At 55.0% G+C, this 20171-nt stretch carries 16 protein-coding genes; 3 read left to right on the plus strand and 13 right to left on the minus strand.

The window, feature by feature from the left end; all coding sequences use genetic code 11:
* Window positions 1-3 precede the first annotated feature (3 nt).
* The 3 genes from WKI47_RS14200 (at window position 4) to fucU (ending at window position 3190) form a co-directional block, all read left to right on the plus strand.
* On the plus strand, window positions 4-1671 hold the full coding sequence (locus WKI47_RS14200; protein WP_340227805.1) for a rhamnulokinase family protein: 1668 nt from the start codon (window positions 4-6) through the stop codon (window positions 1669-1671).
* Window positions 1672-2067: 396 nt separating this feature from the next.
* Window positions 2068-2745: a class II aldolase/adducin family protein gene (locus tag WKI47_RS14205; protein WP_340227806.1), complete on the plus strand. Its 678-nt coding sequence runs from the start codon at window positions 2068-2070 to the stop codon at window positions 2743-2745.
* Window positions 2746-2767: 22 nt separating this feature from the next.
* Window positions 2768-3190, plus strand: coding sequence for an L-fucose mutarotase (fucU, locus tag WKI47_RS14210; RefSeq protein WP_340227807.1), 423 nt, complete (start codon window positions 2768-2770; stop codon window positions 3188-3190).
* Window positions 3191-3578: 388 nt separating this feature from the next.
* Here the strand turns inward: fucU and WKI47_RS14215 are convergent, their stop codons facing one another.
* The 13 genes from WKI47_RS14215 to WKI47_RS14275 all read right to left on the minus strand — a co-directional run bounded on the left by WKI47_RS14215 (window position 3579) and on the right by WKI47_RS14275 (window position 20078).
* Window positions 3579-5507, minus strand: coding sequence for a hypothetical protein (locus WKI47_RS14215; protein ID WP_340227808.1), 1929 nt, complete (start codon window positions 5505-5507; stop codon window positions 3579-3581).
* A gap of 5 nt (window positions 5508-5512) precedes the next feature.
* Window positions 5513-6457, minus strand: a complete 945-nt coding sequence (locus tag WKI47_RS14220; RefSeq protein ID WP_340227809.1) for a carbohydrate ABC transporter permease — start codon at window positions 6455-6457, stop codon at window positions 5513-5515.
* 42 nt (window positions 6458-6499) lie between these two features.
* Complete coding sequence (locus tag WKI47_RS14225; protein WP_340227810.1) at window positions 6500-7447, minus strand: ABC transporter permease; 948 nt, start codon at window positions 7445-7447, stop codon at window positions 6500-6502.
* A gap of 44 nt (window positions 7448-7491) precedes the next feature.
* Window positions 7492-9141, minus strand: coding sequence for an extracellular solute-binding protein (locus tag WKI47_RS14230; RefSeq protein WP_340227811.1), 1650 nt, complete (start codon window positions 9139-9141; stop codon window positions 7492-7494).
* A 134-nt stretch (window positions 9142-9275) separates the two neighbouring features.
* Entirely contained in the window at window positions 9276-11624 is a 2349-nt protein-coding gene (locus tag WKI47_RS14235) for a helix-turn-helix domain-containing protein (RefSeq protein WP_340227812.1), read from the minus strand.
* Window positions 11625-11785: 161 nt separating this feature from the next.
* The gene (locus WKI47_RS14240; protein ID WP_340227813.1) at window positions 11786-12436 is read right to left on the minus strand and encodes a histidine phosphatase family protein; all 651 of its coding nucleotides are present in this window, start codon (window positions 12434-12436) and stop codon (window positions 11786-11788) included.
* A 31-nt stretch (window positions 12437-12467) separates the two neighbouring features.
* Window positions 12468-12758 carry a putative quinol monooxygenase gene (locus WKI47_RS14245; protein ID WP_340227814.1) on the minus strand — a complete coding sequence of 97 codons (291 nt, stop codon included), beginning with the start codon at window positions 12756-12758 and terminating at the stop codon, window positions 12468-12470.
* Window positions 12759-12913: 155 nt separating this feature from the next.
* On the minus strand, window positions 12914-13801 hold the full coding sequence (locus tag WKI47_RS14250; protein ID WP_340227815.1) for a hypothetical protein: 888 nt from the start codon (window positions 13799-13801) through the stop codon (window positions 12914-12916).
* Between the two features lie 63 nt (window positions 13802-13864).
* Window positions 13865-14020, minus strand: coding sequence for a hypothetical protein (locus tag WKI47_RS14255; RefSeq protein WP_340227816.1), 156 nt, complete (start codon window positions 14018-14020; stop codon window positions 13865-13867).
* 135 nt (window positions 14021-14155) lie between these two features.
* On the minus strand, window positions 14156-16219 hold the full coding sequence (locus WKI47_RS14260; RefSeq protein ID WP_340227817.1) for a beta-galactosidase: 2064 nt from the start codon (window positions 16217-16219) through the stop codon (window positions 14156-14158).
* Between the two features lie 231 nt (window positions 16220-16450).
* Window positions 16451-17275 carry a carbohydrate ABC transporter permease gene (locus WKI47_RS14265; RefSeq protein ID WP_340227818.1) on the minus strand — a complete coding sequence of 275 codons (825 nt, stop codon included), beginning with the start codon at window positions 17273-17275 and terminating at the stop codon, window positions 16451-16453.
* Window positions 17272-18150 carry a sugar ABC transporter permease gene (locus tag WKI47_RS14270; protein WP_340227819.1) on the minus strand — a complete coding sequence of 293 codons (879 nt, stop codon included), beginning with the start codon at window positions 18148-18150 and terminating at the stop codon, window positions 17272-17274. Before WKI47_RS14270 ends, WKI47_RS14265 begins: the two co-directional genes overlap by 4 nt.
* Before the next feature lie 644 nt (window positions 18151-18794).
* Window positions 18795-20078, minus strand: a complete 1284-nt coding sequence (locus tag WKI47_RS14275; protein ID WP_340227820.1) for an ABC transporter substrate-binding protein — start codon at window positions 20076-20078, stop codon at window positions 18795-18797.
* Window positions 20079-20171 lie beyond the last annotated feature (93 nt).

A 20171-nucleotide genomic window follows, 5' to 3' on the forward strand; every position in this document is an offset into this window, starting at 1 on the left:
CCTATGGATAAACGCAATCACACACATGCGGAATCGGAAAACTCTTCTATTAAAAGAGTGCTGGCCGTCGATCTGGGCGCAAGCTCGGGTCGGGTCATGCTCGCAAGCTTCGACGGCTTTCGGTTGGAGCTGCGCGAGGCGCATCGCTTCGACAATGTGCCGATCGAGGAACAGGGCGGTTTGTATTGGGATGTCGAAGGGTTGTTAAAAGAGATCAAAAAAGGAATATCGATCGCCGCAGCCGAGGTTGTAAGCGAAGGTCGGCTCGTCGATCGAACCGAGGGCGACACCGGGCTTCAAAGTAAAACAGCGGAAAAGCAAAATCTTCTCGGCATCGGCGTCGATACGTGGGGCGTCGATTACGGATGGATCGGGCAAGGCGGCGAGTTGCTGCGCAAAGCGCATCATTACCGCGATACCCGGATGAACAAGCATGCCACGGCGCTGGAACGCCTTATTCCGCGAAGCGAGCAATTCCAACGGACAGGGAACCAACCGGATATCATCAACACCGTTTATCAATGGTTTGCCGACCTGCAAGAAACGCCGGAGTTACGCGAGCGTGCTTCAGGCATTCTAATGATGCCGGACTTGTTCCATTATGAACTGTCCGGGGTGAAAGCCTCGGAACGAACAATTTGGAGTACCAGCGGGTTGTTGACGGCGGGCGGAAACGAAGCGGACACTGCCATATTGGAGAAGCTGGATATTACGTCGGAGCTGATCGCCCCGATCGTACCCGCCGGAACCGTACTCGGCGAATTGCGCCCGGATCTGCAAGCCGAGCTGCGCTGCGGACCCATGCAAGTCATCGCCGGGGCCTCGCACGATACCGCTTCGGCGGTGGCGGCGGTTCCTTACCGAGACAGTGCTTTTACGAGGCCTCAAAAAGATCAGCCGTCCAAACAGGGGGAGTCGAAAAAGGCGGATATACCCTCGTCGGCGGACAGCCCGCGCGAGTACGACGAACCGGCTTTTGATTGGAACGGTTCTGCTGAAAGCGCCGCTTTTATAAGCTGCGGCACTTGGTCGATCGCGGGTATCGAGACGCCTCGGCCGGTGTTGACGCAAGCCGCTTTCGAGCGCGGCTTTACGAACGAAGCTTGTTACGGCGGCGGTAACCGCCTGCTCAAAAATATCACGGGCCTGTGGCTGCTCCAAGAATGCCGCAGGCACTGGAACGCCGCAGGCGGGCACTTCAGCCACGCGGACCTCGTGTCGCTGGCGGAATCCGCAGGCCCTGCGGATTCGCGGATCGACCCGAACGATCCGCGCTTTGCCGCTCCGGGCGATATGCCGGAGCGGGTCCGGCAATACTGCCGGGACACCGGGCAGCCGGTTCCCGGCAGCCCCGGCGAGATCGCGCGCCTCGTGCTGGAAAGCCTGGCCGACGCTTACGGCCAAGCGATCGACGAACTGGAGATCGTCTCCGGCCGCGCCATCGCCGCGGTCCATCTCGTCGGAGGCGGCAGCCGCAACGCGCTGCTCTGCCGCCTGACGGCGGAGCGCATCGGCCGCGTCGTCGTCGCCGGCCCTGTAGAAGCCAGCGCGGCAGGCAGCGCGCTGATCCAACTTGCCGCATTGGGCGAGCTGGATTTTACTCAGCGAGCGGAGATTATCGAGCGTTCGTTCACTTTACAACGCTTCGAACCGCACGCCCGCACGAACTGAACACGAGCGCCAAAGTCAAAACGCAAGCGTTAAGGGCGCTATACGTGTTGCGATGCCGAGCCTATGAATTGTCCATCGTCCATCGTCCATCGTCCGATTCTGCCCGCATCCTATATCGCAAAGCAAAATTCTGCAACAAATGTTGACCATACGCACACATTTTTGCTCAAATCATGGCGTTCACAACAAATTTATGACGTAACGTCAACAGTTTCGTTCATTTCGGGCATTTATTCGAATTTTACGCCCAAATTGTTGACCAAACGCTCACATTTTACGATTTCCAGTCTTTTTTCGCGCAAAATGTTGACCAAATGAGCAGATTTTCCATTTCTACGGTGCTGTGCTTGACTCTGCTCGACCCGACCCGATTCAATCGAAAAGGAGCATCCACCCATGACCGATCCTTATACCGTCGTCGACCCCGCCGAACGCGAGCGCCTGCTGCGCCTGCAAATTTGCGATATCGGCCGCAATCTGTTCAACAAAGACTTTATCGCCGCCAACGACGGCAATATTTCCGCCCGCTTGTCGGACACGGAAATTCTGGCTTCCCCGACCGGCGTCAGCAAAGGTTATCTGGAGCCGCATATGCTGGTAAAAGTCAATCTGGACGGCGAGATCGTCGAAGCGTCCGAAGGCTACCGCCCTTCTACCGAAGTCAAAATGCATCTGCGCGTCTACCGCGAACTGCCGGAAATGAAAGGCGTCGTGCACGCTCACCCGCCTTACGCCACCGCGTTCGCGATCAAAGGCGAAGCGCTCGACAAAATGATGATGCCGGAATCCGTTATCGCGATGGGCGATATTCCGCTGGCCGTATACGGTACCCCGTCGACGGAAGAAATCCCGGATTCGATCATGCCTTTTCTCGGCAAAAAAACAGCCGTTCTGCTCGAAAGCCACGGCGCGCTGACTTGGGGCAAAAGCGTGATGGACGCCTACATGAACATGGAGCGCCTCGAATACACGGCTAAGCTAACTTTCCTGACGCGTATGATCGGCGGCGAACGCGAGCTGCCCAAGCACCGAATCGACGAGTTGGTCGCGCTACGTTCGTTTTACGGATTTTAGGACTGAAGGAGACCATGCCGATATGCTAAAAAAAATCCCCAAAATCCTGTCTCCCGACTTGGTACATGCTTTGATGAAAATGGGTCACGGCGACGAAATCGTGCTCGCCGATGCCAATTTCCCCGGACACTCGCTGCATTCTAACGTGATCCGCTGCGACGGCATCGGTATCCCGCCGCTGCTGGACGCGATCCTGGAACTGCTGCCGCTCGACCCGTACGCCGAACATCAAGCCGCGCTGATGAGCGTCGTACCCGGCGACCCTGTCGTGCCCACGGTCTGGGACACGTACCGCGGGATCGTCGCAAGCCATGACGCTTCGGCCACGCTGGCGTTCGAAGAACGTTTCGCCTTTTACGGACGTGCCAAAAGCGCCTACGCCGTCGTGATGACCGGCGAAGAAGCGCTATACGGGAATATCATTTTGAAAAAAGGCGTAGTCTGATTAAACCCATTCGATACCAGTACCTTGACCGATCATAAGGTTAGGTTACGCTCCTCGAAAACTCGCTTGAAGCATATGTGTTTGCGGTAACGTAGACCTTATATTTAATTCGGTCAAAGGACTGGAAGCCCATGATCATCCGACTGCGCGTTGATCCGTTCTTCGATCCGAACCGGATACGTTTGTCATTGCCGAACCCGATTCGTCCCGGAGACGAAACAGGGTTCGGCTTTGTTTCGCTGCGTTTTCCGAACCATACGCTCGCTTTGGAGCGTATGCGCAAATTTAATCACGTACATTTTTTCTTCATTTTACCGTTTCTTTTCCTTCACTATGCCACTCTTCATGCTTCACATTGCCGTTTTTCGCGCTTCCTGCTTCACGCTTCTCACTGCGCTCCGAACGTATCCATATCCAGCTCCAGCGCTATCTCCTCTCCGGCCGCTCGCAGCGTGAACAACGTATACACGCCGTTTCGGTTCGCGCTTTCGGATTGTCCGACCGGAACCGCGTTCGCGCTCACGCGGTAGACGTTCTTGCCGAGGCGGACGTCGGCAAGCCGCGCCAGAGTATAATCGTTCCCCCGTTTTGTCTCGCATTCTCTTTCCTGCGCCTTTTGCCGTTCCGGCTCTTCATCCGTCTTCGGCGCAACGACCTCGCAAACCGTATAGTCCCCGCCGTTCTCGGCCAATAACGGAACCCGGTAATACGCTTCAGGCTTTGCCCCGTTTGCCCTGCAGCCGATCGTCACGATCCGGCACGCAATCTCCAACCCCCGCTTGGAGAGCGTATGCTTCTCTTCGATCCCGAAGATCCCTTTTTGCGTTAACGCCGGTCCCGAGTACCCGATCCGCAGCACGACCTCCGACGCCTCCGCCCGCTCGAACTCGACTTCGCTCTCCAGTCCGTCATCCCGCAGCTCCGCCAAAAAAACAAGTTTACCGTCGGGCGTCATCCATCCTGGCCCGATACAGGCATCCGAAGAACCTGCTTTTCCCGGCAAATGATAAGCGGCATTTGCGGCGAACGGCGCCGACAATGCAAGCTCGGCAGGCCGTCCAGCCCGGTGGTAACGCCCAAGCCCGGTCGCGTCGTATCCGGCGCTGCCGCAAAGATCGATCTGGATCGAACGGCCGGCCGCATTGGCGAAGACGGCATGAAAAGAATCCGACGTTCGCAACACGTATCCGCCGGCTTCCGCGGGGCAAACCGATTCTTCGATCCCGTCATCCGCAGCCAGCCAAGCCATATAGGCGAAACTGCCCAGGCTGACGATATATTTGGCGTAATGCCCGTAAGGCTCCGCGCCGTATTCCGATAGCGGATCGTAGTTGTTTTTCAGATGCCGGGGAAGTCCGCCGCCTTCGGGACGCACCCAGCGTAAAATGGATCGAACCGCCAGCTTGGCGCTGCGTTTGAACGCACCCGCTGCTTTGAGATTGCCCAGTTTCGCGTAACGTACCGCTTCATATTCGCAAACCGCCGCGTGCAGCGCTTCGTTGAAATTGAACTGACTGCTTCGCCCGCCGTACGGAACCTGACCCGCCGCCGACTGCATAAAGAGCGACATCAACCCTCCCTGCCGGATATTCCGGTCCAATGCTTCGCGGAACTCTCCGCCGTAGCCCGATCCGAGCAGCAATCCGATATGGGCCCGAACCGTCAGATCGTACAGCATCGGACTGCCGGGGTCCCGGTACATGCCGTTCTCGTCAAAACGCTCCAGCTGCGTCGGCCAATGCCGGGCAAAATAATCGGCGCTATCGGTCAACCCTTCCGCTTCGCGCAAATATTCGCCCGTCATATTATAAATGTTGATATTATGCAGCGCTTCTTTGCCGGATACGCGACCGAGCACGGACGCGTAATGGCGTTCCGGCTCGATTTGTCCAAGCTTGTTTTTCCACCCTGCACATTTTTCGGGCGGTACCCGGGGTCGCATCGCACGCAGCGCCAGCATCAGCTCTTTCACGGCAAAATCGGTTTCCGGCCCGGCATATCCGTTATCCCCGCGTTTCGGCAGATCGCCGCATGTCCGGTCCATCAGGTCTTCCCACATCCCCAGTTCTCCCCGTTTTCGTCCCGCAGCGATCAGCCCGCCCAGGCACGACAATACGCGGGAACGAACCTGAAGGCCGTCTTTTTCCGTGTCCGCGCCTGCCGTTTGCCCGCGCCGCCAGCCGTCCAACGCATGCTCCATCAAGTCGAGATAGATACTTCGATCCGTTCCGGTCGGTTCAAAGTCCGCAGGATTCTCCAGATCGTCCAGCTTGCGCAGCAGGTTCTCCGGGCATGTCTTTTGCGTTCGTTTGTTCATCCGGTTCATCCTTTCAACGATCCGATCATGACGCCTTTGACGAAATACTTTTGAATAAACGGATACACGCACAGAATCGGCAGCGTCGCCACGACGATCAACGCGTACTTGAGCACGGCCGCTGCCTGCACGTTCGCCTGTTGCAGCTCGGGGTCCATAATCATGCTGACGTCCACCTGATTCATAATCAGAATTTCCCGCAAAATGACCTGTAGCGGATAAAGCGAACGGTCATTCAGATACATCAGGGCATTGAAATACGCATTCCAGTGGCCGACGGCGGAAAATAACGTGATGACCGCGATAACCGCTTTGGACAACGGCAGCACGAAAGAGAAAAAGAAGCGTATATCGCTGCACCCGTCCATGCTTGTCGCCTCGACCAGTTCGCCGGGAATCGAAGATTGGATAAACGTCCGGGCGATGATCATGTTGTACACGGACAAAGCGCCCGGAAGCACCATCGCCCACATCGTATCGATCAGGTGCAAATTACGCATCAGCATGTAAAAAGGAATCAACCCGCCGCTGAAAAACATGGTGAACGTGAACAAAATCATAAAAAAGTTACGGCCTCTAAGCCCGGGTCTCGACAGCGCGTACGCACATGTCATCACGACGGTAACATTGATAAACGTCCCGAGGATCGTATACAAAAACGTGTTGCCGTACGAACGCAGAATATCTTTGTTTTTGAACACGGCCTGGTAACCTTCCAAACTGATATCGACCGGCCATAGTAGCACCTGTCCCGAGGAGACGGCCGTGCCTGACGAAAACGAAGCCGATAGCACATAAATTAACGGATACGCGACAGCGATCAGGATACTGGTTAAAATGATGCCGGAAAACACGTAATAAACTTTGTCCGAAGCCGGATGGGTGGAGAACTTGACCTTTTTGGCTCCGGGTTCGGCTTTTGACGTTCGTTTGGCCCGAGCTGTGCCCATATCGTTCCTCCTTGCTTTCTTTGTTGAGAAAAGGGAGCGCCTTTACCACAAGCTCGCGTTCCCCATCCGTCTGGCGGCGAAATTGACGATAATCAACAGCACGAAATTGATCACGGAATTGAACAGGCCGATTGCCGTCGCGAAAGAAAAGTCGCCTGCGCCGATGGTCAACCCGACCTTGTACACATACGTCGAAATCACTTCGCTGCTGGAAAGATTCAGATCGTTTTGCATCAGAAAGACTTTTTCGAAGCCGATATCCATCAGATTCCCGACCGCCAAAATCAGCATGATCGTGGCGGTGGGCAAAATAGACGGGAAATCGATATGCCGCACCCGCTGAAGCCTGGAAGCGCCGTCGATCTGAGCCGCTTCGTGCAAATGCTCGTCGACCGACGACAGCGCGGCGATATAGATGATGCTGCTCCAGCCGATGCCTTGCCAGATTCCCGACCATACGTACAAATGCGGAAACAGATCGGGATTCGCGAACGCGTCGGGCATCACGTTTCCGGTAAAAAAGGTATACAGCGAACCGAAAGCGCCCGTTCTCGGATTGAAGATTTGCACCAGCATGCCGACGATCACGACGGTGGAAATGAAATGCGGCATATACGAGACCGACTGCACGATCTTTTTGAATTTTTGCCCGATAAACGAATTCAGCAACAGCGCGAACAAAATCGGCAGTGGAAACGAAATGACCAGGCTGTACAGCGAAAGCAGCAGCGTATTGCGAATGATCGTCCAGAATGGATACGATTCGAAAAACCGGCGGAAATTGTCCAGTCCGACCCATTCGCTGCCCCAGATGCCTTTGGTGAAGTCGTATTCTTTGAACGCGATTTGTACGCCGGCCATCGGAACGTACGCGAATATAACGATATAAACGACGGCAGGCAGCAGGAACAAATACATCTGCCAACCGGATCTGATGCTTTTTTTCGAACCGTTTTTCGCCCGGCCCGGCGGCAAAGGTTGGGATGTCATCGGCATCCTCCCGTTCCGGTCCTTGCGGACCTGTTAAGTCACGCTCATTGAGCCTGCGATCGGTCGTAAGCCGCTTGAGCCACTTCCAGATAAGCATCCAGCCCTATCTTATTCAGTTCCTCCAGATAAGAATCCCATTGCGACATCGGACGGTTGCCGGTGATAAACGCGACGGCGCTTTCGTTGACGTAGTTATCGATCGCCGTTTTGCTATCCGCGATTTGCTTCAATTCTTCCGGCGTATAGCTCAGTTTGGAGATCGATTCTTCGGGAAACGCCGTTACGTATCCGTCCGCGTAAGCGGGCTGCCAGTTGGGCGCGGCCGCGGCATCGTCTTTTTTCATATTGGAAGCCGAATTGTTCGTCTCTAAGGAGCGGTAAGCCGGATTCGCGTCGTTCCAATTTTTGTTTTGCGGATTGTTCCAGATACCCGGATTCAGATCCGCCAACTGGGTCGGAATGCCTTCCGTTTCTTCGAACGGGCCGAGATATTGCGCGGTGATCGACGGATCTTCGCTCCAGTCCACGTCTTTTTCGCCGTAACGGCTGACTTTGGACATTTCCGGATCAAGCAAGTAATCGCCGACTTTGAAAGCCAGTTCGGGGTCGGCCGCGTCTTTCGTAATAAACCAGAGCGGCGTCGGCATCGACGGGCTGTAGGGCGTTGCGGAGAATCCGTCAGGGCCCTTGACCGGCGCAAGCAGCGTCATATGATTCTCCAGCTCCGCTCCGAACGCGCTGTAGCTTCCGGCCGGAACGACGCCCGCCATGCCGCCCTGCACGTTGATGAGCGCCTTCATCTGCGTCTCGTCCTGAGTGAACGACAACGGGGATAGCAGCCCTTCGGCGACCAATCGGTTCATGTATTCCAGTCCTTCTTTCCATTCCGGCTGCGTGAACGAAGGGAATATTTTGCCGTCCTGCACGTCCAGGTACCCTTTCGCCGGATCGGCATACAAGAACGCGTTCATCAAAAACACGCGCACGTTCTGCGACCAGCCGTTCGTGGAGCCGACCATGCCGATTTCGTCTTTTTTGCCGTTGCCGTTAGGGTCCTGTTCCGCGAATGCTTTCAATACGCTATACAGTTCTTCTGTCGTTCGCGGCGTTTCCAGATTCAGTTTGTCCAGCCAATCGGCATTGATCCACGCCCGGTTGGAGCCTTCGTTCCATTCGTATACGTTGTGGCGCGGCAGCGAGTAGACGCTTCCGTCCGCCAGCTTCATCGCGTTGTACACGAAGTCTTTGTCCGGGATCGCGTTGAAGTTGGGCGCAAGCTCGGCGTTGTTCAGATAATCGTCCTGTTTGATGAATACGCCTTTGGCCGCGTAATCGTAGATCGTCGACTCGTTCAAATACACATTGATCACGTCGGGAAGCTTCGAGCCGGACGATACCATCAAAGACAGCTTGGTGATCGCTTCCTCGGCCTGGCTCGGCAGTTCCATGAATTGCAGGTCCACGTTCATCGCTTCTTCGATCCGCTTGGTATAATGGTTGGTTTCGTAATCTTCGACGTTGGGATTGGCCTGCACCGCAACCGTAATAATCGGACGCCCGTCTTCGCCTACGGCCGGCGCGGATTCCTGCTCGTTGCCCGAAGCACAGGCCGACAGCAGCATTCCCGCCAAGATCACAGCCAGAGCCGATGCCGTTCCTTTTCGCCATGCCCCGTATCTCGTTCGTATGCTCAACTTGTGTTCCTCCTTCTTTTTTTGAAATCGCTTACAATTTTAATGTAGACAACGTTTCCGTTTCGCGGAACCGGCACTTTTGCGATCGCTGTCGCAGCGTCCGATCCGGGCACTGGCATTTTCTTTTCGTTCCGTCACGGCGTAAGCTTGCGGTGCGTTTCTTTCCAACTCGACGGCGTGACGCCGTGTTTTTTGGAGAAAGCGCGATAAAAGGTATTTTCGCTGCCGAAGCCGCATTTTTTCAAAATGGCGCTGTTCGGCTCGTCGGTTTGGATCAGCAGACGTTCCGCTTGTTCCAGACGAAGCTCCTCGATATATTTGCCCAGGCTTTTGCCGGTCTGCTCTTTCACGAATGAAAACACATATTTCTCCGACAACATCAATTCCGCAGCAATCTTCCCCGCCGACAGCGACGAGTCTCCATAGTTCTCCGCGATATAATTCAAAATATCCGCTTTCAATCGGTCGTTGTTGCTTTTTTTCCGACCGATCACCGACCTGCATAGCTCCAGAGCGGTTTGTTCCAGTTCGCCGAAAAGCTTGAATACGTCTTTCGTTTGGTCATATTCGGGGAGTGCCTCTGCCTTCGTTTCTTCTTTGTATCCGTTGCCGAGACGCATTACTTTGTAAGCATTGGATACGGTTTGCCTGACGGTAAAGAAAATTTGCAGCCGTTCTTGTTCGGTTCGCGCATGGACGGCCATCTGAGTCGACGCATCGGCAAAAATCTGTTCCGCGCCGCGCTCTTCTCCCGCAATCAACGCGTCATGCAGCTTGAGCGGGATCGTATGGTCGAATTCCGGCCCGCCTTCCCCGCTGCCCGATCGCTCAAAAACATGCACGCCGCTGGAGATGCCGTTCTCATGAAGCGACAACGCGTATTGCGCCTGTTCATACGCCGGTCTGGCTTGCTTCAATCCGCTTTTGATTCCGCTCAACCCGATATTGATGATTGCGGCCGACGGAACATCGCGGCTCAACGTCCGCAGCATACCGGATAATCGGTCTCCGAGCTCCCGAACGGAACCTTGTTCCTCCGTTTTGCCGAACAGCACGAATATCGCTTCGTTTGCGTGAACATGAAGCGCCAACACGCCGTAATCCGGCAGCGTCCGCAGCACTTTTTCCAACTCGATGCCCGGATTGGGCCGCAACGCAGCGGGGTTCGCCTCGTCTCGCTCCTCTCTGTTCTCTTCCGTACTCCACCTTGCCTTGGCTATGCAAAACCGTTCGAACGTATCGCCGAAACAATCGATCGCTTCTTCCAGCTCGCGCTGCGTATGCAAGCCGAGCACCAGCAGATTTTTGAGTACGGAATAGCGAATCGAAATGTTCAAGGCCTCGATTCGTTCCAGCTGTTCTTCATTGATCGAACGAATGCGCGTGAATGCGCGATCCATGTATTTGTATTCGTTCAGCGTCGTAAAATTCACCTGGCTCAACGTTCCCGCCGTTTGCACCAACTTCCGGAGCGTCAACGTTTCGCGCATGGAAAACAGGACGGCCAGCAGCACGACGACGATCGCGCCCGCAGCCGCATACGTCACCACCAGTTCCATCAGCGCATCGATATTGGTCTCGAATGTGCTGGAAGGAATCGCGACGACGACGCGAATGCCCAATCGAGCGCTTACGTCGCTCAGCGTCACGTATTGCCGTGAATTCAGCTCGATTGCGTCTTCCTTCGGCTCGCCTGTAGATGTTTGTTTCGTCAGAACTTCTTGCAGAGTATCGGCTTGCGACGCGCTCGCTTCGCTCCCTTTTGCCAATAACAGATTGCCGTCCAGATCGGTCAGGTATACCTGATGATCGCCAAGCTGTTCCTCATACAGCAGCAGCTTCGCGATATCTTCCGTATTGATGTCGATTGCCAGCACGCTTTTAACATCCAGCGCATTATAATAGGAGTTATTGATCAGCACCGTCATCGCCTGAAAGTCGTCTCGGCTGTAATAGGAAGAATGCACCGCCTTGGACGGCAAGATACGGAAAACGTCCGTTTTGCCGAACAACATCGTTTTCCATTCCTGCACGGTCATGCCGGGATAGCGGTAATAACGCCGGTAAACATCGTCCGCGTTATCCGAAGACAGCGAATTGGATACGAAAACCGGATTGTCGCGAAAAGCGATATAAGCGTTCGAGAACAGATCCTGCGTCAGCGACAAGCTTTTCAGCTTGGTTTGCAGCCGTTCGAAATCGTAATAATAAGCGCTCGAAGGCTCCCCTTGCAAAAAGAACAACCGTTTGAAACTTTCTTCCTGTCTGAGCAGATTTCCGATCTCTTGCGCCCGCAGTACCTGCCGTTCCAACACCCCGATTCCGTCGTGCAACCGAGCCGAACTTTTTTCGATCGTCAGCCGCTTGGCCAAATCATACGATTTGACATACAACGGAGCCATCATCAGAATGAGGATAGCCAAGATCAGAAAATACTTAATCAACCGTTTGAAAAAGAGGATACTCGTCTTGTTGCGCTGCATCTGTCTGGCCCCCTCTTGCCCGTTCTTTTTTGTAACCGCTTGCAAAAAAGTGTAAAGCAAACGCCGCCGAAGTTAAACCTTCAATTTCTCCGGCACTGTCAGAGAGTCGGAAAACGCTTGGAACACCAAAAAAAAGAGCAGCCGCGGCTGCCCTTTTCGGATTACTGGTTAAAACAAACCATTCCGTACTCCTGATCCACATGCTGCAAAATCGTGATGCTCGCGTTGCGGATCTCGACCGACGCGTCCACTTCCTCGCACAGTTGGCTGACGATATTGCGAATGGTGTTGCCGTGCGAAACGATCAGGATATTGGCTTCGTCCTCGTAATCGAGACCGACCACCTCTTCCAGTCCGCCCTGGATACGCGTCCACAGTTCGTCGAAGCTTTCCGCGTGACCGTAAGGGTCTGCCTTTTTGATCAGATCCGCGACTTCCTTGACCGTGAATTGTTGACGCAGCTCGTCAAAGCTTCCGATGCCGCCCACTTCCGCGATCTGCTTCAACGCCACTTGGGAATACTCGCCTTCGAAGCCGCCGAAGAACGTTTCGCGAAACGCCTTCGTCCGCTTGATCACCGGAACGGGATGCTTGTTTTCTTTCAATATAAGCTCCGCCGTCTCCAGCGTTCTACCCGAATCGCTCGTGTATACGTGGGTAAAAACGGTATCCGCCAGCTTTTCTCCTGTCGCGACCGCCACAACCTTGCCTTCTTCCGTCAGCGGGCTGTCGCACCATCCTTGCATTCTTTTATAACGGTTGAGATAAGTCTCTCCGTGCCGAATCAGATACAAATTAACCTTTTTGCCCATGATCTATCCCCCTGTATGGTGAGTTCTCGGTTTAAACGTCTGCCGCAGTGAATTTCTCGGCTTTCAGCGGCAAGGCAAAGAAGTCGGTCGAAACTTTAAAGAAGCCGGTAAAATGCGACGAGGCATTATGGCGATCTACCGCATCTTGGTCTGTCCAGACTTCGATCATGGTGAACCGGTTGAGATTCGCCACGTCTTGGGTCAGCGTATAGCGCAGGCAACCTTCTTCGGCTTGCGACCCGGCTACGAGCGGTTGAACCGTTTGAAGAAAAGTTTCCCTTTTCTCCGGCTTGATCTGCATATCGGCATGAATCACAATCATCGAACATCCTCCTTCGCGATTAAACGCTGCCGGGCCGAGATTTTCCGAACCGGTCTATATGATTAGCTTAACACAGAATGGGGTGGGGAATCATGAATGGGGGTTGCGCTGCCGGAATTCGGCGACGCGTTTTTCACTATAAGTGCTGAGCCTTTTCAGGCCCAAAACGCGTACGTCCGCACCCACTCCCTACTTTCTCCCGCTTCCAGCTCCAAATCGATAAACACCTCCGGCGCCACGACGTGGCCCGCGCCCCATAATCCGAGCTTCGCCGCGTCGAAATCGCCGCTTTCGCTTACGCCCGCTCCGCTCGGGGTATGCCGTAGTTCCCAATAAGGATCTTCGCCGTTCGCGAATCCTTCGTATAGCGCGTAATATTCTCCGCCCGCTTCGGCGTTCCAGGTCACCCGATCCGGCGACAGTTGTAGCTTGTCCTCCACGCCGCCGTCGCCCAGGATGTTCAGCTTCGGCGCATACGGCAGGTTCAGCACGTAATCCGGCCCGACCGCATGACCGCCGATACCCATAAAGTTATGCACGTATTCGTTGGTGGAGATTTTTTTCGAACCCAGATTGTCCAGCTTGTAATGCACATGCAGACGGCGTCCGTCGATTTGGATTTTTTTGACCAGCTTGGCGGCGTAACCATTATGTTCGGGCACGTTCATCGTAAAACGAATCTCGCTGCGGCCGACTTCGGTTCGCACTTCATACGCTTCCACCGGATAGGTGCGGGCAAAATTATAGCCTTCTTCGTCGATCTTCGTCAACGCGCCGATCCCCAGCTTGACGAACGTCTCTCCCGGAACCGCTTCGTCATAGCCGATCGCTTGGTCGATACCGAACTCGCCGGATAATCCTTCGCCGCCCGTGCCTTGTCCGGCGATCAGGCTCTCGGGTACGCAAAAGTCGATGCCCGCGCTCTCCAGCCGCACCTGCGTGATCCATCCGGTGCGGTCGAAGCGCGTTCCGGTGCACGTTTCCGGCACGCGGATCGTAACCGTCAATTCGTCGCCGTTCACTATGTATTCATTCGTTTCCATTGTTGAAAACCTCCTTTGTTCGGTTCGGCCTTTGTCTGCTTTCCAGCCGATTTCGTTTCATCATCATAACGCGACGCGGCGGAAAAAGGTAGACGTCCCGACGTCGTTGCGTTGATTTTCCGATTGGGCGGCAGTTTTCGCGCAATCGCGATAGATCGTTGTTTTCCCGTCGATGTGGGGCTTGTGCGGCGTGCTGCGGTCAGGCTCGATCTTCGCCAAAAAAGCCTCGTTCGATCGCGGCGCGGACCGCGATTCGAGCGAGACTTTCCGTTTGTTCCGATTCGGCGAACTTTTCGATCGTTCGATTCCTGTCGCGGGATTTATCGTGTTGCGAGTGTTCGCGGTATGCGCCGATCAGTCTTTCGCTACCCCGTCTTCGATCGCCGACGAGCAGGCCGCGCTTTCGCGGTCCTCCACGATCGCGAAGCCCCAGCCGGGCAGGCGCAGCATTTGGCCGTGCCGGATATCGTCGCCCGACAGCAGTTCGCGCCCGTCGCGGTAGCCGTATTCGAATTCCGCCGACTCGTCGGAATAGTTCAGGAAATAACGCACCCGGCAGCCCGCGCGGTTGATCCCGGATTTCACGATCAGCGGAAAAGACAGCTTCTGATCCGGTCCCCATAAGCCGATATCGCGCAGCAATTGCTCGAACAGTCCCGACAGCAGCTTTTCTTCCGGCAGGAAGCCGATGTACGTCGCGGTGCCTTGCCCGAACGTATTGCGCGTGATCGCGGCATACTCGTTCCACTGCGGATGGTCGTACCGCGCCAACACTTCCGCCGTCGTCGGCGTGAGCAGCTCCATCCACGTCTCGACGCCGTCCGCTTGGTCGATCGCGCCGAACAGATCGCCCGTGAGTCGGACGCGGACGTTTTTCGGCTCGATAAACAGTTGGTAATTCACGCCGCAGGCGCGCTCGATGAGTCCCGGCTGCACGCTTGTCCGCACTTGCACGTCGTCGTTCGTAAACCCACTTTTGAACGTGTAGACGATATGGCCGCCTTTTTCCGTATAGTCGTTCAGCTTCTTCAGCAGTTCGTCCGGCGCGCTGTAGAGAGCAGGCACGACGAGCAGATCGTATTCGTCCAGCGCTTTGGCGTCCGTCTGAGGATAGACGAAGTCGCAGCCGATATTCAGCTTGTACAGCGCGTCGTAGCAGCGGCGCACGACGTCGTTGTAATTCGTCCCGCCCGGCAAAGGAAACCAGTCGATCGCGCTGAGCGCTTCGTTGCTGACCAACATCGCGACTCGGTTGATTTTGCGCAGGCCGGACAGCGATTCGCTCAGGCGCGCAAAGTCGGCTCCGATCGTTTTCGCTTCATTATAGATCGGGTTCGGCTGAAGATCGTGACTGAGCAGTCCTTTCCAATACGTCTCGAACGAGTTGTGGATCGAATGCCAGTGCCAGTATGCGACCATGCTCGCCCCGGATGCCAGATGACTGAACGCGAGCAGCCGAAGCTGGCCCGGATACGGCGTCCAATGCGGAAAAGCTTGCGCCTGCGTCTCCAACACCAGATAATTCGACTGCTTGAGCGAACGCGTCATGTCTCCGCCGAACGAAATTTCCGCTCCGGTCAGCTCGCCCTGCGACGGATGGTAGATGTCCACGCCGGCGATATCGAGACATTTGGCGGCTTTAAAATGGTCCACGTCCCGCTGCACGCCGTACGAATGGCCGCGCCATTCAAAGTCGAAGTTATGCGTAACGAACTGCCCCGGCTTTTTATATTCGTTGACGATTTCCGCTTGCCACGCCAGAAAGTCCGTCACGAGTTGCCGCTGGAACCGGGCAAATTCCGCACCCAGACTGCCGTTGATCGTGCCCAGCACCGACGGGAAATCTTCCCACGCTTCGATCCGGTTGCTCCAGTACGTCAGCCCGAAACGTCGATTCAACTCACTCAGATCGTTGCCGAATTTTTTCCGCATCGCTTTCACGAATTGCAGTTGCACGTTCGGCCCTGCCGTTCCGTAATGCTTCGTCTCGTTGTCGATCTGATAGCCGATCACCGCCGGATGCGCACAGGTGCGGCCGATGAGCTTGCGAATGATGCGTTCCGCGTAGAACAGGTACACCGGACTTGTAATATCCATGATCTGACGGGCGCCGTACTTGCCGGGACCGTCTTTCGTAACCGCCAATACTTCCGGGTGCTCGCGCACCATCCAGGGCGGGATCGCATAGGTCGGCGTCCCGATAATGACGTCAATGCCTGCTTTGTGCATGGCGTCCAGTACCCGATCCACCGATTTGAAGTCGAACACGCCGTTTTGCGGTTCATGCGTGCTCCACGTCGATTCCGCGATACGGACGACCGTGATGCCCGCCGCTTTCATCATTTCGATATCTTTGTCCAGCCGCTCGTAAGGCATATATTCATCGTAATAAGCGACTCCGTAGTGCAGACGTTCCATAGTCGTGATCCGTCCTTTCTTCTTGCGGGACTGAAGGCTGGCGGGCATTCATGCCGTTCTTGCGCTTTGGCTTCTTCCTTGCGGCTTGCCCCGATTATCGTCAGGCGCACCGTCAGCCTTGTCCGTAATCTTTTCGAGACGTGTCGCCGGATGTCCTGCAAGCGCTTCAGTTTCTTCGCTGCGGTCTGTTTTCTTTTTCCGAAAAAAGCTTTCCGTTCTCGGTTGCGTCGTTTAGCCTTTCACCGCGCCTTCCGTAATGCCTTCCATAATGAACCGCTGGCAAAACGCGTAGATAATAACCACCGGAATCGCCGTCAGCACCAGCGCGGCGAGGATGAGCGACCATTCTTTGTTGTACTCCCCGAACAGCATGTTGGTGGACAAAATCAGCGTGTAGCGGTCGACGTTGGTCAGCATGAGCAGCGGCAGCAGGAAATCGTTCCAGACCCACAGGAAGTCGAGAATGCCGATCGTCACCGTTATAGGCAGCAGCAACGGGAAAATGATGCGGAAATACGTCTGGAATTCGCCGCAGCCGTCCATTTGCGCCGATTCTTCCAGCTCGCGCGGGACGGATTTTACGAACCCGTGATACAGGAAGATCGCCATATTGACGCCAAGCCCGATATAGATGATGCCGAGTCCCCAGGTGCTGCCTTGAAGGCCAAGCGTTTTGGCAACACGGGTGAGCGAGATCATGATCGAGTGGAACGGCACGAGCATCGACGACACGAACATGATAAAAATAAATCCGCTCAATCGGCCCGGCGTGCGCGACAACTTGTACCCTGCCAGCCCCGCCGTGAAAATGATGCCGCCGATTCCGACGAGCGACACAATGATCGAATTGAGCGTGCTGCCGAGCAGATTGATCTGGTGAAACGCCTGGCTGTAGTTTTCGAAATGGAATTCCGTCGGCAGCGCCATGACCGATTCGAACATCTGCCCTTGCGTTTTGACCGAGTTGACCAGCGCCATATAGACGGGGAACATGGTGACCGCGGCGCAGACCGTCAGCAGCGTATTGATCAGGACGTTCGAAAATCTGCGGCTCATGCTTCCACCTCCCGCTTTTTCGTGATGCTGACTTGGATCAAGGTCAAAATGAGCACCATCGCGAACAGGATGATCGACTTGGCGCTGGCATACCCGTACCGGAAGTTGTTGGAAAACGCTTCTTCGTAAATGTTCATCGTGACCACCTGCGTGCTGCGTCCCGGCCCGCCGCCGGTCAAGCCGTACACGACTTCGAACACTTTAAACGAACTGTTGAGCGTAAGGAACAAACAGATCGTGATCGCGGGCGTAATCATCGGCAGCGTCACGCTGCGGAACCGTTGCCACGCGTTCGCCCCGTCGATCACCGCCGCTTCTTTCAGCGATTGCGGCACGCCTTGCAGACCGGCCAGATAGATGATCATCATATAGCCGACCCCGTTCCAGAGCGAAACGATCAGGATCGAGTAAAAAGAGAAATTCGGATCGCCGATCCACGACTGGTTGAGGAACGTGAATACGGTTTTTTCCGCGATCTGCGGCAGCACCTGGGAAAAAATAAACGTCCACATAAACGCGCTGATGATGACGCTGATCATGTTCGGCATGAAGAACAAGGTACGGAACAGCCCTTTGGAGCGGGTCCGCGATTCGATCAGCACCGCCAGGAACAGCGCCAGCACGTTTTGCAGCACGACCATCACGACGACGTATTTCAGCGTGAACAGCAGCGAGTTGACGAAGTCCGGGTCGTCTTTGAACACTTCGACGAAGTTGGCGAACCCGATCAGATCGTAATCGCGGTTCAGCCCGTTCCAATCGGTGAAGCTGTAGTAGAAAGCCCCGATCATCGGGATCAGCAAAAACGCGATATAAAAAAGCAACGCCGGAGCGGTGAACGCGAGCAGCGAGACGTATTTATTGCGCGAGGACAAGGCACTCACCTCATTTTCTGTTGGGGTAGGCTTCAGATATATGAAGCTAGCAAGAAGATCCTATTCGTTGGGAAAATCGAGGGCGCTGCGGGAGAAATTCGTTCAGGTCGCTGTCTCACCCGGAAAATTGAATTGGATTTAAATAATGAGTTTTCCGGGTTCAAAGGCGCCCTTCACTGAATTTCTCCCTCCGCTCTCGCTTCCCTGTGGAATAGAATCTACCTACTTGCTTCAAAATCTTCAGCCTTTGGGTTGTTGTAGTTTAACTTTCGCTGCGTGCTTCTCAGCGGAAGAAGATTTTTGGGCTTGCTTTTAGACTTGAATATTTTTTTTATTGCCGTGCAACTTCCACGATTCCAGGGGCTTTCCTGTGGGACACGATCTTTCCTAGCCTCTCCCCTACCTTCGGCCGTAGGTTTTGTAGGGAAGGTTTGGCCTTCCGAAAAGGCAAAAGGCGGAGCGGGGGTGTTCGTGTAGGAGCGTTAGCGATCGCCTTTGTCCTTGGGAAGCTTCCTTGTATAAATCCAATCCAGCTTCCCAAGGACAACACGCGACCGAAACGAACACCCCCGCGCAGCCGCCCCAGCCTTTTCAGCATAGCCGAACCGTCCCTGCAACGAAGGCGGCCGAAGCCGCCTCCCCCTTTATTTTTTGTTGACTTTGTTATAGTCTTTCCAGGCTTTGTCCAAAGCGGTAACGAGGTCGTCTTGCGTCATCTGGCCGGCGAAGTAGCTTTGCAAGCCTTTGCCGACTTCGTCTTTGACGGCTTGAGGGATGACCGGGTCTTGGTACGATTTGCCTTCTTTTACGTAAGCCATGGCGTCCTCGACCCAAGGGTACGTTTGGAATTCGTGGCTTTTGGCGACCGGGTTGAATTTCAGGCTTTCGTAGAACGCGCTGGAGTCTTTGTCGTCCAGTACGTAGTTGATAAAGTCGAGCGCGTATTCTTTGTTTTTGCTCGTCGGCGATACGGCCAGAGCGGTCGAGGTGCTGAGGTCGATCATGGTGGCGTTGGCGTCGTCGTTGATCGGAAGCGCCGCTACGCCGAAGTCGATATCCGGGTTGGATTTGAGAATGGTGTCGGCGTACCACGGGCCTTGCAGCCACATCGCCGCTTTGCCGGTCGCGAACGCGGCCGCGCCGTCGTCGGCGCTGACTTCTAGCGCGCGATCCGTGCCGTTGGCGTTCACCAGATCGATGATGTCGAACATCTGCTTCATTTCGGAGAACGAGCCTTCGTTTTTGCCCATCCGTTCGATAAAATCTTTATTCGTGGTGTTCACGATTGCGCCGACCGACAGCGGCAGGAACAGTTGAGGCACCCACGCTTCGGAATATGACAGCTCGAACGGCTTGATGCCCGCGGCGTTCAGTTTGTCCACCACCGCTTTCATCTCGGTCAGCGTGTTCGGAGGGGTCAAGCCCTGCTCTTTGAAAATGTCTTTGTTGTACAGATAGCCCCAGGAGATCGTCTCCATCGGCACGGACAGCACTTTGCCGTCGATCGTGACGGAAGGCTTCACGCTGTCGAGCAGCTTGTCCACGAACGGCTGATCCGACAGGTCTTCCATATAGCCCGCGCGGTAAAAGTCAGGCGCTTCGTTGACGGCGTGCAGGCTGTAAATATCCGGCGCGTCGTTCGATGCCATCCGCGTTTTGAGAATCTGCGGCGCGTTTTCGGCGTTCGGCATTTCCAGTTGGACTTTGATATCGACGTTTTTGTCCGCTTTTTCTTTGGCGACGAATTGGTCGATATAGGTCTGGTACTGTTCTTTGAACCGCGGCTGCGAGATAAAGAATTTCAACGTTACTTCTTTCGAACCTGAACCTTCTCCGCCGCTTGCCTGGCTGTCCGTTCCGCCTCCGCAACCGCTCAACAATCCTACCAGCAGCAACGAAGCCATCGCTCCGCCCCAGATCTTTTTCATGATTCGTGACCCCCTCGGTCGTTTTTTAAAAGATTGGTTACGCTTACAAATGTATTGTACCGTTATTCTGTAAGCGCTTAATTGGACAGGATT

The sequence above is a fragment of the Saccharibacillus sacchari genome (assembly GCF_037722395.1).
Classification (GTDB): Bacteria; Bacillota; Bacilli; order Paenibacillales; family Paenibacillaceae; genus Saccharibacillus; species Saccharibacillus sacchari_A.